General features: G+C 48.9%; 13 protein-coding genes. All 13 read left to right on the top strand.

From position 1 onward, the window contains the following. Positions 1 to 60 precede the first annotated feature (60 nt). On the top strand, positions 61 to 1,788 hold the full coding sequence (locus tag BLS69_RS25265) for a glycosyltransferase family 2 protein (RefSeq protein ID WP_256332428.1): 1,728 nt from the start codon (positions 61 to 63) through the stop codon (positions 1,786 to 1,788). Positions 1,789 to 2,140: 352 nt separating this feature from the next. Next, positions 2,141 to 2,419 carry a glutaredoxin family protein gene (locus BLS69_RS25260; RefSeq protein ID WP_091037789.1) on the top strand — a complete coding sequence of 93 codons (279 nt, stop codon included), beginning with the start codon at positions 2,141 to 2,143 and terminating at the stop codon, positions 2,417 to 2,419. A gap of 322 nt (positions 2,420 to 2,741) precedes the next feature. Then, entirely contained in the window at positions 2,742 to 4,085 is a 1,344-nt protein-coding gene (locus tag BLS69_RS25255; protein ID WP_091037788.1) for an LLM class flavin-dependent oxidoreductase, read from the top strand. 170 nt (positions 4,086 to 4,255) lie between these two features. Continuing rightward, positions 4,256 to 5,899, top strand: a complete 1,644-nt coding sequence (locus BLS69_RS25250; protein ID WP_091037786.1) for an ABC transporter substrate-binding protein — start codon at positions 4,256 to 4,258, stop codon at positions 5,897 to 5,899. A gap of 41 nt (positions 5,900 to 5,940) precedes the next feature. Next, on the top strand, positions 5,941 to 6,873 hold the full coding sequence (locus BLS69_RS25245; RefSeq protein WP_091037785.1) for an ABC transporter permease: 933 nt from the start codon (positions 5,941 to 5,943) through the stop codon (positions 6,871 to 6,873). A gap of 60 nt (positions 6,874 to 6,933) precedes the next feature. Beyond that, positions 6,934 to 7,851, top strand: coding sequence for an ABC transporter permease (locus BLS69_RS25240; protein WP_091037784.1), 918 nt, complete (start codon positions 6,934 to 6,936; stop codon positions 7,849 to 7,851). Positions 7,852 to 7,876: 25 nt separating this feature from the next. Continuing rightward, the gene (ssuE, locus tag BLS69_RS25235; protein ID WP_091037783.1) at positions 7,877 to 8,425 is read left to right on the top strand and encodes an NADPH-dependent FMN reductase; all 549 of its coding nucleotides are present in this window, start codon (positions 7,877 to 7,879) and stop codon (positions 8,423 to 8,425) included. Between the two features lie 69 nt (positions 8,426 to 8,494). Beyond that, positions 8,495 to 9,367 (top strand): LysR family transcriptional regulator, encoded by an 873-nt coding sequence (locus tag BLS69_RS25230; protein ID WP_017692495.1) that lies wholly within the window; start codon positions 8,495 to 8,497, stop codon positions 9,365 to 9,367. A gap of 54 nt (positions 9,368 to 9,421) precedes the next feature. Next, positions 9,422 to 10,483 (top strand): LLM class flavin-dependent oxidoreductase, encoded by a 1,062-nt coding sequence (locus BLS69_RS25225; RefSeq protein WP_091037781.1) that lies wholly within the window; start codon positions 9,422 to 9,424, stop codon positions 10,481 to 10,483. Between the two features lie 50 nt (positions 10,484 to 10,533). Next, positions 10,534 to 11,760 carry an amidohydrolase gene (locus BLS69_RS25220; RefSeq protein WP_256332426.1) on the top strand — a complete coding sequence of 409 codons (1,227 nt, stop codon included), beginning with the start codon at positions 10,534 to 10,536 and terminating at the stop codon, positions 11,758 to 11,760. Positions 11,761 to 12,089: 329 nt separating this feature from the next. Continuing rightward, entirely contained in the window at positions 12,090 to 12,950 is an 861-nt protein-coding gene (locus BLS69_RS25215; RefSeq protein ID WP_091037780.1) for a histidine racemase CntK family protein, read from the top strand. 41 nt (positions 12,951 to 12,991) lie between these two features. Further along, positions 12,992 to 13,786, top strand: a complete 795-nt coding sequence (locus BLS69_RS25210) for a class I SAM-dependent methyltransferase (RefSeq protein ID WP_091037778.1) — start codon at positions 12,992 to 12,994, stop codon at positions 13,784 to 13,786. Between the two features lie 56 nt (positions 13,787 to 13,842). Then, positions 13,843 to 15,129: an opine metallophore biosynthesis dehydrogenase gene (locus BLS69_RS25205; protein ID WP_091037776.1), complete on the top strand. Its 1,287-nt coding sequence runs from the start codon at positions 13,843 to 13,845 to the stop codon at positions 15,127 to 15,129. Positions 15,130 to 15,237 lie beyond the last annotated feature (108 nt).

The following is a 15,237-nucleotide window of genomic DNA, read 5'->3' as shown; positions in this document are numbered from 1 at the left end:
GTCCGGGGGCTGGTTATGTGCGTGTTGGCCTCACGGACAAGTGGAAATGGAGGGAGCAACATGAGCACACCCGATCAACAGCGCGGGGAAGAACGTCATAGCCGCAGCAACAAGGTTAAGGCTCGAAACGTCGTCCGTCGAAAGGGTCACAGTCATCTGAACATCATTCCAAATATCAGCACTCGCAGTGACAACAGCCGCAGTGAAAACAACCGGAATGGCAGCATAAGCAATGAAAAAAAAGCGGCACGCCGTGCCACACAGCACGATGTCTCGCGATCTGATATGGCAGTCCTGCATGCAGCAGGTCGTCGCTCAATGCGGAAATCCAGACGTAAAGGCAAAAGCAGGCGCACAGCCAAAGGCGCGAGGCTCTACAAACAGGGGTATACCAGAGGATACAACGAAGGTGTCCGCCAGGGACAGAGCTCGTTTGGTCTTGTTTTTGAAGGAGTTAGCATTATTATCCCCACGTACAATCAGCGGGAGTATGTGCTGAAATGTGTGTCCAGTATCGAAAAGCATACCCCTGCCCCTTTCGAAATCATTGTCGTGGATAATGCCTCCAAGGATGGAACTGCCGAGGCCATGCTCCGCAAAGGCGGCATGGTGAGGGTGGCTGCCCTGGATAAGAACCGGGGGTTTGCCGGAGGTGTCAATCATGGGCTGATGATGGCGAGAGGTCGACATATCATCGTGCTGAACAACGATACGCTCGTTACTCCAGGCTGGCTGGATAACATGATGACTTGTCTTGCCAGTGATCCGAAGATTGGTGTGGTGGGTCCGGTGACCAACTATATTGGCGGGGATCAGCAGATTCAGGTTCCGTACCGTGAGGTAGAAGAGATGTGGTCTTTTGCAGCCACACATAATCGTCCGGATGCAGACAAACATCGAATAACCGATCGCCTGGTCGGGTTCTGCTGGTTGTTCTCACGGGAGCTGCTGGAACGGGTAGGTTATCTGGACGAAGGGTACGCGGTGGGCAATTTCGAAGATGATGACTGGATCATCCGGGTGAAGCTGGCAGGATACCAGCTTGCGGTAGCCGGGGATGCCTTTATCCACCACTTCGGAAGTGTCAGTATGAAAGCCTTGGGTGAGCAAGACTTTGCTGTAGTGAATAAGGATAACGAGCAGTTTTATAGCCAAAAGTGGGGAGATCCCCATGCGCTGGTTGCCGAAACCTCCCGCTTGGCTAGACAACAAACCTCTGGTACCCCATCCGGTCAACAAGAGGATGGTGACACAAACCCAATGGATCCGCGTCAGCGAATCTCAACGCAGGGTAGCCAAGATCCAGCATTACAGTTCAGACACAGTTATGACTTCTACCCGGAAGGTTCGTTCCTGTCCGATGCCAAAGGTGATGTCTATACTTTAACCGGCGGTCGGCGACGTAAGCTGAACATCCCTGTACCGCGTGGAATATCACCTGTTCAGGTTGCCAAGCCGGACCTGCTCGCCATTCCTGCCGGAGAAGCACTGATATCAGCGGGGGACGTGCAAGGATGGCCGAGGGAATCACAACAGGTGCATACGACAGCGGTTCATGGTTCTCACAATGGCTGGGCAGAAGGAAGTATTGTTGCCGCAGTGGATGCACCCGAGATTCGATATCAGATCAGCGGAGACAAGCGGAGACGATTTGTTTCGGTCTATGCGGCAGAACGTTGGGGTGTACATTCTGGGCATATTGTCAGCGTGTCTGCAGACCAACTGGATTCGATGGAAGAAGGATGGCCCATTATTGCCCCACCTCAGCTCTTGAACCCAGATCTGTAATGTCAGGCGATCTGTTTATCCAGATTAGCAGTATGATGCGGAATGGAAAATGTAGCGGTACCCTGTGTAATCGCTCTGATTCATTCCGCATCCGAATATTACATATGAGTTGTTAGCTAGACTACTGAAGCAGAGCGATTCATTCCTGTAAAATAAGCCATCTTTCAAATTTATAATTTAATCTTTCTATTTGGTTATAGGTTTATTCTATTAGCAGATCCATTGACGCAGGAAGGGCGCAGGAGTACATTTAGAGCCATAATTCTTATTTATCAGATGGGAATTGAAGGTCTAGGGCGTTCATAGTTAATCACCCAGACCTTGATCTTAAAACCAATCAGGAGGTATGTCGATGTCATCATCAACCAAAAAAGTCGTGCTGTGGAGCAAAACAGGCTGTCATTTCTGCGGGGAAGTGAAAGCATTTCTGACAGAGCGAAACCAGCCTTTTGAGAACATTGAAGTGCAGGGAAATGACGTGTTGCGTGATGTGCTTGAAGCAAAATATGGCATTCGGCATGTACCCGTTATTGAAGTGGGAGGGGACGGCAAATTTGAAGCCTTGCTGGAACCTGATCTGGAGAAGCTGGCGGAACTTCTGGCACGAACGGACGAAGCGACAGCAGTCTAACGGGAGTTAATATATACCTTTGAAGCAAGCCGTTCCGGCTGTTGCATGATGCAAGATCGCATTTGTACAGCAGCTGGAACGTTCATAAGTTATGGCTCACTTGGGATGTAAATGGTCTTATTTACATCTTCAATGTTCATATAGAAAAAATCTATTAGTCACGCTGTTGACCCTTTTACGGGGCAGTGATAAGATTTGTGAAATTAAAACAAACCAAACTCATAGGAATAGTTAACTTTTAAGTTATTTCGCATACGTAATCAGTTCAGTTGGCCCTTGATCATTCTTTTGAAGATTCTAATCCAAGGAAGGCGGAGTGCATATGACAGCGAAACGCAGTTTGAAATTTGGAGCCATTATTCATGGGGTTGGAGGAAGCAACACCACATGGAGACACCCGGAGGTTCTGTCGGATGCCAGCGTTAACTTTGGATTTTACAAACGTCAGGCACTGAAAGCGGAGGAAGGCAAGTTCGATCTGGTCTTTATCGCAGACGGTCTGTATATTACCGAGAAATCCATTCCGCATTTCCTGAATCGCTTCGAACCAATCAGTATCCTCTCCGCTTTGGCTGCCGTTACTTCACGCATTGGACTGGTGGGTACCCTCTCAACATCCTATAGTGATCCGTTCACCGTAGCCAGACAGTTCGGTTCCCTCGATCAGATCAGCGATGGCCGTGCAGGCTGGAACGTTGTGACTTCTCCGCTGGAAGGTACAGCGAAGAACTATAGTAAGAGCAGTCACCCTTCGCATCCGGAACGTTATCGCATTGCCGCAGAATATTTACAGGTAACCAAAGGGTTGTGGGACTCTTGGGAAGATGATGCCTTTGTAAGAGACAAAGAGAGCGGCGTATTCTTCGATCCATCCAAGCTGCACACGCTTAATCATGAAGGAGAGTTTTTCTCCGTACAAGGGCCGCTCAATATTGCCCGTTCACGGCAAGGACAGCCGGTGATTTTCCAGGCAGGTTCATCGGAAGATGGCAAAACGCTGGCGGCGCAAGAAGCGGATGCTGTCTTTACCGGACACGATACGATTGAAGATGCACAGGCATTCTATAAGGATGTCAAAACACGGGCGGCCTCCTATGGACGTTCTGCACAGGATATTGTTATTCTGCCAGGCATCAATCCCATTGTTGGACAGACCGAAGAGGAAGCGGAACAGAAATATCAGGAGATTGCGAGCTTGGTTACCATTGATAAAGCGCTGGATTATCTGGGACGTTTCTTCGAACACCATGATTTCTCCCAATATCCGCTGGATGAACCGTTCCCGGAGCTGAATGGCATTGGAAGCAACAGTTTCCGCAGTGGAACCGACAAGATCAAGAAGGATGCCAAAGAGCAGGGATTGACCTTGCGTGAAGTGGCTCTGCGGGCAGCAACACCACGCAGCAAATTCCTGGGCACACCAGAGCAGGTCGCTGACAAGATTCAGGAATGGTTTGAGACGGAAGCAGCAGATGGTTTCATTATTGCTTCTGAGCTGCCAAGTGGATTGTCTGATTTTGTGGAACTGGTTGTTCCAATTCTGCAAGAACGCGGTCTGTATCGTTCGGACTATGAACACGATACATTGCGGGGGAATCTTGGGGTACAGATTCCGGTTAACCGTTATACGGCTGCGAAGAAGCAAGTTGTATCTGATTTGGCATGACGGATAGGGAGCGAACGAGTATCTGATTTTGTCTGCTGTTTTCTCCAACCGTAAAAAAAGCAATTACTACGATTCACACTATCTTAAAACCAACTTAACTCATAGGATATATAGAGTATTGGTATAAACATCAATTTAATGACACCTGTATACACAGAGGGGGAAGCGATATGAACAGGTCTATCTCATGGATGAAATATATGGCATTGGCAGCAGTATTGGTGATGGTATTATCCGGTTGCGGAGCGGCGGGAGGCAGCACGAACAGTACGGCACAAGCATCAGGCGGGGGGCAGGCCGGGCAAGCTGAAGGAGGCAACCTGACTTTTGCACTCGCGACTTCACCGGACACACTAGACCCTCATCGCAGTGGGCTTGCCGTAACAGTACGCGCCATCCGAACGATCTACGACAATCTGGTCGTGCAGCTGCCTGATGGTTCCGTCAAACCTTGGCTCGCCACGGAATGGAGCGTATCCGAGGACGGCAAGAGTTATACGTTCAAGCTGCGTGAAGGCGTGAAGTTCCATGATGGTACACCTTTTAATGCGGAAGCCGTGAAATACAATCTGGACCGGGTGATTGATCCGGCCACCAAAGCTGCCAATTCTCTGGCCCTGATTAGACCGTATAGCTCCTCCGAAGTCATTGATGAATATACCATCAAGGTAAATCTGGAATCACCATCGCAAGCCTTTCTCGGCAACTTAAGCCAGGCGCTTCTGGGGATCGTATCCCCAACAGCTGCTCAAAAATATGGTGACCAGCTGGGTAAAAATCCGGTGGGAACAGGTCCGTATACCTTTGTGAAATGGGATGAAAATGCGGATATCGTCGTTGCCAAAAACAAGGATTACAACTGGGGACCTGAGACGGTTGAAAATAAAGCCGCGCCCCATGTGGATACGATCACATTCAAGATTGTACCGGAAGAAGCGACGCGCATCGGAAGTGTACAGAGTAATCAGGTACTCGCTGCCGAGACGGTTCCACCGCAGAATATCGCTGCATTAAAAAACGATCCGAACCAGCAATTGTTACAGGCCAATACGGTTGGACTGCCGTACACACTCTTCTTTAATCTGCGCAAAGCGCCTTGGGATGATGTGAAAGTAAGGCAGGCAGTACAATCCGCTGTAGATGTGGAATCGATTGTCAAAACATTGTATCTGGGCAACTACGAACGAGCGTGGTCTGCACTGTCTCCTGGAATCCTGGGTTATGATGCATCGCTGGAAGGAAGCATCAATCCGGACATCAACAAAGCTAATCAGCTGCTGGACGAACAAGGCTGGGTGAAAGGCGCTGACGGTATTCGTGCAAAAGACGGCCAGAAGTTGACCCTGCGTTATGTCGATGGTTCGCCCAATCGCGAGAAACGTAATGACATTGCCGCCATTATCCAGCAGCAGTTGAAACAGGTTGGTATCGCTGTTGAAGTAGAAATTACAAAAGACGTGGCAACGGTTATCTATCAGAACTGGGATTATGATCTCTATGGCAACAGTCAGGTCAATTCTGATCCAAATGCCTTGTACGCTTTCTATCATACGAGCGCAGAGGGCCAGCGTCCGACCTTATCCGGTTTGTCTGATCCGAAGATCGATGAACTGTTAGAGCAGGGAGCCGTGGAGAGTGACGCGGATAACCGTGTCGAGATCTACAATCAGATTCAACAATATCTGATTGAGCAAGCGGTAATTCTGCCGATCTATGTATTCCCGTACACCGTCGCAGCATCCAAAAAGGTCGAAGGCATCAAGTTTGATTCACTGGGGTATCCACTCTTTAACGACGTTCGCATTCAGCCCTAACAGGAACGACCAATCCAGATTCAGGAAGGAGATATCCCGGTATGGTTCAAACGATACTGTCACGACTCGCAACATCGCTTCTGGTTATTTTCGGAGCTTCGGTGCTGGTGTACTGCATCATGTATCTCCTGCCGGGTGATCCAGTTCTACTCATGCTGGACCCGTCCTCGGCTACCCCGGAGATGATCGAGAATCTGCGGGTTCAGCTTGGACTGGATCAGCCGTTTTACATCCAGTTTGCGAACTATTTTGGTGATATGCTGCGTGGGGATTTCGGTAAATCGATGATCAATTCGGATCCGGTTTTGCCAAAAATACTGGAACATTTTCCAGCGACACTGGCTTTGACCGCACTCAGTTCAATCATTGCCATCACGATTGGAATTACACTTGGTGTACTGTCTGCGATCCATCGCAATGGCGTGATTGATTTCGTCGCCAGGCTCGTTGGACTGTTCGGTATCTCCATGCCAACCTTCTGGACGGGGATACTGCTTATCCTGTTATTTTCAGTACAGCTTGGCTGGTTCCCTGCGATGGGTTCCGACGGATTCAGCTCACTGGTTCTTCCGGCAGCAACGCTGGGTCTCGTTGGTGCCGGGTTTATCGTACGAATGGTGCGGAACAGCATGCTGGAAGTGATCAATGAACCATTTATCGTGGCTTTACGGGCCAAAGGAATTTCGGAGCGCGCCATCATGTATGGCCATGCGCTGCGTAATGCACTGATCCCTGCCGTAACCGTAATCGGCATGCTGATCGGTGATCTGCTTGCTGGAACCGTGGTGGTGGAGACCGTTTTCTCCAGACAAGGAATCGGCCGAATTATTGCAGATGCGCTAATGGCCAAGGATCTGCCAGTGGTGCAAGGTGTCGTCTTTTTTACCTCAATTATCTATGTCGTCTTGAACTTGCTGGTGGATATCTCGTATTCGTACATTGATCCTCGGGTTCGGCGTGCAGTCCGCACATGATATTGGATGGAACAGTCAGAAGTGTCCTGACGCGGAGTATGAAAGGAGGAGTTGGTGCTCATGAGCATGAAACCTTTGGCTGGTGACAAAAAAGCATGGGCGGGCAGTGTAGGACGTATCCGTCTGTGGAATCGCCGCCCTTGGCGTTATCGCGTTTCATTCGCGGTATCCCGATTATTCTTTTATGCAGCATTACTGGTGGTGGTATTTACCGTGGCATGTGCGATTGTGCCAGGCTGGATTGCGCCCTATGATCCAACTCAGATGATGACGGATGCCATCCTGCAGGCTCCCTCTGCTGCGCACCTGTTCGGGACGGACTATTTTGGCAGGGATATCTTCAGCGTGGTTGTGCATGGGAGCAGAGATTCATTGCTCATTGGATTCGCCTCGGTACTTGTAGGCGGGATTGTTGGCAGTGCTCTTGGTATTATCTCCGGTTATGCCGGAGGTATTGTTGATACCATCACCATGCGGGCTGTTGATATTCTGATGGCTGTACCCGGCGTACTGCTTGCATTATCTGTTGCAGCTGCTCTCGGGCCAGGACTGATGAATATTGCACTGGCTGTTGCGGTTTCCTCCATTCCGGGCTACGCACGGGTGATGCGTGGGCAGGTCATATCAGTTAAAGGTCTGCCTTTCATTACAGCGACACGTTCACTGGGCGGTTCCAATACACGTATTTTCTGGAAACATGTACTGCCACATTCGTTGTCACCCTTGCTGGTCATGGCTACGCTGGGCGTAGGGACATCAATTCTAACGGGCTCCGGACTCAGTTTTCTGGGACTTGGGGTGTTGAAGGAAATACCGGATTGGGGCGCATTGCTCTCACAAGGAAGAGGTTATCTGACGGTTGCCTGGTGGATCTGTACGTTCCCGGGTCTGGCGATCACTTTGTTTGTACTGGCGGTTAATCTGATTGGAGACGATATTCGCGATCGGCTGGACCCCAAAGTAAAAGGAGCGGCCTGACCGCTACCCCAAGGAGGAATACTTTATGTCACATGTTGTCATTATTGCCGGATCACCTTCCAAACGTTCGCGTTTGACAGGTCTGACGGATTACAGCAGCCAGAAATTAACGGAGGCAGGCATCACCGTTGAAGTCATTCATGTTGTGGATCTGCCCGCTGAGGATCTGGTGCTAGCCCGGTTTGACAGCTCATTCATTCGTGATGCACTTGCTGTCGTGGAAGCGGCGGATGCAGTTATTGTGGCTACGCCGGTATATAAGGCATCTTACTCGGGAGTGCTCAAGCTATTCCTGGATCTGATTCCACAAGAAGGGTTACGGTGTAAGTTGACACTTCCACTCGTTATTGGTGGGTCCATTGCTCATCTGCTCGCCATTGATTATGCATTGAAGCCTGTACTGGCAGCCCTTGGTGGAAGACATATCTTGGGTGGCGTGTATGCTGTGGATCAGGGAATCGAACGATTGGATGATGGGAAATTTGTGCTTTCGGCGGATATTACTACACGTCTGGATCGCTCGCTGGATGAATTGATATTGACACTGGAAAAGGATGGGATTACGATATCATAAAACCAAGTAAATGTATTGGATAAATCAATATAAGATCAAACGTCTGCGGACGTGGATACGGAGGCGCTCATGAATATCGAGAATATTGAAGCATTTGTATATATCAATCATTATGGAAGCTTCAATAAGGCTGCCGAAGTACTCTTCTTGTCCCAACCTTCGGTCACAGCTCGCATTCAGTCACTGGAAAGGGAGCTGGGCTGTAAGTTGTTTGATCGGCTTGGCAAGCAAATCGTGCTGACAGAGGAAGGTCGGAAATTCCTGCCATATGCGCAGCAAGTGCTGCAAGTGATTCAGAAGGGCAAGCAGAAGATTCAGCAACGGCGATCAACACCGGATGCGCTTCGGCTCGGTAGTACAGTATCGGTATCTAACTATGTTATTCCCGATTTTCTACCCAAGATCAAGGAAGCTTACCCCGAAATTAACATCAAATTGACGACAGCAACGACGGATCAGCTGATTGCCAAACTGCTTGGTCAAGAGATCGATCTTGCTTTTGTGCGCAAGGTCATGCATCCTGCGATCCGTACGGTTGCTTTTTATGAAGATCCGATCCAGCTCTATGTGTACAAAGGGCATCCATTCATTGAGAGCGGGCATGTCAGCATGGAAGCCATCCGGAATGAGCAACTGGTCTTTTTTGAATGTGGTTCACTGGACTGGCTTCGCATTCACCGGGCTTTCGACTCGCTGGAACATCCGCCGAATATTACATATCATGTCGATAATTCGGAGACGGCTAAGAAGCTGGTTATGCAAGGGGCAGGTATTGCCTTTCTCCCGGGACTCACGGTGAAGAAGGAAGTGCAGAATCAGGAGCTGTTCCCCATTCAGGTACATGAGGTAGCAGGTGTATCGTTGCAGATCAGCGTTGTCACGTTAAAGGAAGAATATTCGCCATTGGCAGAGCCCTTCGGGGAACTGCTGCGGCAGTTATAGATTGTTTGTAAGATTCAAGAACAGCGGTTCAGCACAATCAAGGAGGAGAAGGATATGAGTATTCGTGTTGGCATTTTGGATCAGACCCCTATCTATGAAGGGGAAACGGCAGTGGATGCTTTTCGGCATACAATTGAGCTGGCACAGCGGGCAGAGCAGCTTGGATTCCATCGGTTCTGGGTATCGGAGCACCATGATTCCGGGCATGTTGCAGGTTCCTCCCCGGAGGTACTCATCTCCCACTTGCTTGCGCATACAAAGCGGATTCGGCTGGGGTCTGGCGGAGTAATGCTCCAGCATTATAGTCCATACAAAGTCGCCGAGAATTTCAATATCCTCGCAGCGCTCGGACCCGGAAGAGTTGACCTGGGAATCGGTCGTGCACCAGGTGGATTACCCCGTTCAACACAGGCGTTACAGGAAGGTATTCAGGAAGCTGCATCTCTGCAAGAGAAAATTGTTCAGGTGAAACGATACATCCACAATGAGCCGCTTGAAGATCCATCACATCCACTTGCAGGTCTCAGCGCTTCGCCTGTGTCGGACATTCCAGCGGAACTGTACGTACTTGGAGCCAGTGTTGATAGTGCAAGCATGGCTGCGGAACTGGGACTCCCATATGTCTTTTCACTGTTCATTAACAGTAATATAGAGGTAGCGCTTCAAGCGATCCGTGTATATCGTGAACAATTTGATCGTTCCCAGGGACGGGAGCCTTACGCTGCATTAGCCATATCGTTAATTGTGGCCGAGAGTGAGGAAGAAGCAGAAGGACTTGCGAGTGAGCATATGCTGGTGAAGATTCATCTGGAGAGTGGAAAGGTGCTGACCGTTGGTTCTGTGGAGCAGGCGGAAGAATTCGGACGTCAATCAAACGAAACCTATCGGATCGAAATTCTGGAGCCAAGTGTGACCCGGGGTACAAAAGAAACCGTAGGTCAGGCACTATTGAAGTTCCAGCAGGATTTTGCCGTGGAAGAGTTCATTGTGACTACAGCTACACGGGACTTTGCCAAGCGAATTCGTTCATTCGAATTGTTGCGTGAGATTCTGGCAGAGCAGGGACTCAGTGAATTTGCACTGGAATCCAAGGAACAGGAAGCTGCAATCGGATAGAAGTAGGCAGTTAATATAGCAGTGAATATATATGAATGGGAGGCCATGTGATGAAAAGTGATCTGGAACAGCCTAAACAACAGGCTGAGCAACAAGTACAGGGCCCCGAGCATGAACTTCACGGTGAACGGGCGGAAGAATTTGCGGAACGTTTAATCACCATTCGGCGACATCTGCATCGCAACCCGGAATTGTCCGGCGAGGAAAAGGAGACGACAGCAGCCATTCGCAGTTGGCTGGAAGAGGAAGGCGTCCGTATTGCAGACGAATATGCGCTGAGGACAGGGCTTGTCGCTGAAGTAGGCCAAGGGGACGGACCTGTTGTTGCCCTAAGAGCAGATATTGATGCGCTGCCCATTCAGGAAGAGACTAAGCTGGAATTTGCCTCCCAGGTAGATGGAAAGATGCACGCTTGCGGACATGACGCACACACGGCAATTCTGATTGGTGCTGCACGATTACTGAAACAGCGCGAGTCCAGTTTGCCGGGAAAAGTACGGTTGATATTCCAGCCTTCGGAGGAAAAAGCAACGGGTGCTCGGCAAGTGATCCAGAGCGGCGCATTGTCCGATGTTCGGGCGGTATTTGGATTACATAACAAGCCTGATCTCCAGGTAGGTACGGTGGGCATTCGGGAAGGCGCATTGATGGCAGCAGCAGACGGTTTTGTTGTCAAAGTGGAAGGCGTAGGGACCCATGCAGCCGTGCCTGAAGCCGGCATTGATCCAATCGTGGTTGCCGCACATATTGTTACGGCATTACAGGCCATTGTGAGTCGCAATGTGGGAGCACAAGAGAGTGCTGTAATCAGCGTCACCAAGCTCCACAGCGGCACAGCCTGGAACGTTATTCCGGATGAAGCGATACTCGACGGCACAGTGCGTACCTTTGATGAGAAAGTGCGTGCACGGATTCGCGAGCGTTTCAATCAGGTGGTAGCGGGTGTTGCGGCAGCCTATGGCACACGTGCTACGGTTCGCTGGATTCAGGGACCACCTGCCGTGGTCAACGATGAGTCTCTCGTATCTGCGGCGGAGCAAGTTGCAAGTGAGATTGGATTGAATAGTGTTAGACCGCTACCTTCTCCAGCAGGTGAGGACTTCTCTTTTTATCAAAAAGAAGCTCCCGGCCTGTTTCTCTTCCTGGGCACCTCTGGCCCGCACGAGTGGCATCACCCTGGCTTTGATGTGGATGAACAGGCACTGCCGCTCGGAGCACATCTTCTGGCTGCACTGGCTGAGAAAGCACTGCACAATGTGCAAGCACATCAAGAGTGATGAGTATTGTTAATCTCTGGGTCATATCCAGATCGAAACGGTTCCGTTCGACGGCAACCGTTTTTCGTATTTTTTTGATAAGAGCGGTCTCGGGACGACGAGTCGTTGAATCTTAATATATGGTGTAGTTATGGCTAGGGTTGGCGCAAAAGCGTCAGCTCTGTTTGGGTTTTCTTACAGGAAGGGCAGCTAAAGGTATTGTTAAATTTTATTTTTTTTAATGGAAATATTTGTTGACGCTCCCCAAAAGGATGTGCTATATTTTTCTCGACCTTTAATCGTAATAATTACTATTAGATAAAAAAAGAAGAACAGGAGTAGTCGCTTCGATGAAACAGGAGATCGATTTTATCAAGTTCAGTCCCACTCAAAACATGACGATTCTGGTTAAAACGGATCATGCAGCAGAGAAATACAATCATATTGCAACTCGTCTAATGTCGTATGATAACGTTTACGCTGAACAAGTGGGATTCATTGAACCAACGAGGAGACCGGAAGCTGTGGCCCGTCTGGAAATGGCCGGAGGAGAGTTCTGTGGCAATGCCTGCATGGCACTTGCAGCACACCTCGCATATGAAGCAGTACTGGTACAACAGGAGTCTATGGATATCATGCTGGAGGTTTCCGGAACCGATCAATTGATCATGTGCCATGTGAAGAAGCAGCAGAACGAATACAACTGCCAGGTAACCATGCCGGTTCCGAAGCAGATTGAACAACGAACAATCCGATATGAAGGCATCGAGCTCGATATGGTGATCATCCGGTACGCTGAGTTCATCCATATCGTGATTGAAGTGGATGACTTCGACGATACGATGAAAAAGAGGGCACAGACCCTTGCAAGGTTACTGGGACTAACCCTGGGAGATAAGCTGATCGGTATCTTGTTATATCAATCACACTTGGAAGAAATGGCCCCACTCATCTATGTTCCAGAGCTGGATAGTCTGATGTGGGAGAGAGGATGCGGTTCGGGTACGGCCTCTGTGGGAGCCTATCTTGCATGGAGCCAGCAGAGGGAGATTACACAGTATATCAAGCAACCCGGTGGTGCGATCAAAGTGATAGCTGAGTGGAATGGCGCAGAACTTGGGAGCATTACGATTGAGGGATCGGTAGGCATCGTGGCACAGGGCAAAGCCTACATAGATGCTCCAGCAGAATGGAGCGTTATAAACGCATGAGGTACATGACATGATCGAGACAACGTATTGGGGGAAAAGAAATGATCACATTGGTTCATTTTCAGACATGTTTGAGTGAATTTGCAGAGAAATTTGATAAGCTCGCGAGCAAGTATGATCATACGATTCAGCATAGTTCGGAGCTGGAAGCTGTGATCAATGACTACTCCCGCTTTGTGACCGATCAGGAGAATAAGGCAGCCTGGGAACAGTTGGAGCATTCCGAGCTGGAAGAGCTTGATTCGCTTGTGTGGCAGTTAAGAAATAAATCCGCCCAGTGTGTGGCGATCATGGAGAAATATCGTGCATTAAAGTTAGAGAACGGGGATGTGCAGATTGCCGATTACTTCAAAAACATAGAAGAGTGTATCGATAAAGAATTCGGCAGCTTCCATGTCACCTCCGATTCCAGAGTGTTGTTGGTAGGCTCAGGTTCATTCCCAATGACACCATTACTCATCGCCAAGCGAACAGGTGCACAGGTTGTCGGGATCGATATTGATGAAGAGTCCATTACACTCGGGCGAAAAGTGGTGGAGACACTGGGCACGGGTTTGAAGATTCGTTTGGAGTCAACCTTGCTGGAGAATCTGGATTATACCAGGGAAGCAACCCATATCATTTTCAGCTCTACGGTGGCCCCTAAATATGAGCTGCTTGATCAACTGCATGCCCTGACGAATGCACAGGTGGTTGTAGCCATGAGATACGGTGATCAATTGAAGTCGTTGTTCAATTATCCGATGAGAGCGACGGACAGCAGCAAATGGAAGCTGGTGGATACCATCCTGCGCCCGGATGATGTGTTCGATATTGCGTTGTACCAGAAAGCATAGGTATGCAAGTGCGTCCAAATGGATTACAGATTGAACTTTGAATTAAGGAGGCTTATATGAGCAATCTTCAGCGAATTCTGTTACTTGGAACCGGGCCTGCATCCATTCAGCTTGCGGTAACGCTCAAAGATCATCTCAACTGCTTAATAGGCATTGCGGGGAGACAATCGGTTCGTTCAGCGTCCGTATTCTCAGCCCTCGAACAGAGCAATCAACGTATTCAGGTCAGCATTCAAAATGAGAAACATCAATCGCTCGCAGGTGAGTGTTTCGTTGATCATGTGTTCAAGGGATATGACACCATCGAGGGGGAATGGGATACACTCATTTTGGCGGTTACCACCGATGCTTATATCGATGTATTGGAAAAAATGAAAAATGAATTCATCAAACAACTGAAATGTATCATTTTGATTTCTCCAACGTTTGGGTCGAATCGACTCGTGACCCATTATATGAGAGAGCGGAATGCAACGCCGGAAGTGATCAGTTTCTCTACCTACCTTGGAGATACCCGTTGGATGCACGAACATCCGTCCAATCATGTGATTACTACAGGGGTGAAGAAAAAGGTCTATATCGGTTCCACTCGTTACCCGTCTGAACAGGTCAGTATGTTACGCCAAGTTTATGAACGTTTGGGTATTGCGCTGGAAGTGATGCGATCTCCACTGGAGGCGGAAACGAGAAATATCTCGTTGTACGTGCATCCACCCTTGTTCATGAATGACTTCTCATTAGAAGCCATCTTTGGAGCTCCAGATACTCAGAAATACGTATACAAGATGTATCCTGAAGGTCCGATTACACAAGTTTTGATACGGGAAATGCGGGCACAGTGGCAGGAGATTATGAATATTACGGACCGACTTGATATTCAGGGAGTGAACCTGCTTCAATTCATGACGGATGACAACTATCCGGTTCGATTAGAGAGTATATCACGCCAGGATATCGAGAATTTCAATCAGCTGCAGGTCATTCATCAAGAGTATTTATTATACATACGGTACACTTCATTATTGATTGATCCATTCTCGGAACCCGATTCGGAAGGGAAATATTTCGACTTTTCAGCAGTCCCATTCCGTCAAACGTTCATGAACCGCGAAGGGGAACTGGACATCCCCCGTATGCCCAAGGAAGATTACTACCGCATTAAAATCATCCAGGGCATTGCCAGACATCTCGATGTGAGCTGTCCAACCATTGATCAATTTATCGCCAGATATGAGGCAAAAATTCAGGAAGTAGCTGACGCACACCCGAATCAACGCTTGTCCGATGCCTTTGTCATCCAATCCTTTGACGAGGATATCCGCATGATCTGCACCGGCCTTTGACTTTGAGTAATTGGGTTAATTACATCTCAAATTAATCAAGTTGAACCTGATGTTTACATCATAACGAAGAGTGCAGAACCAATCTGAAGAAGCGAAGCGGTCGCCTAA

This window comes from Paenibacillus sp. CF095, from assembly GCF_900101225.1.
Taxonomy (GTDB): domain Bacteria; phylum Bacillota; class Bacilli; order Paenibacillales; family Paenibacillaceae; genus Paenibacillus.
Note: the sequence above shows the minus strand (reverse complement) of the source record. Positions and strands in the feature narration are given on the sequence as shown.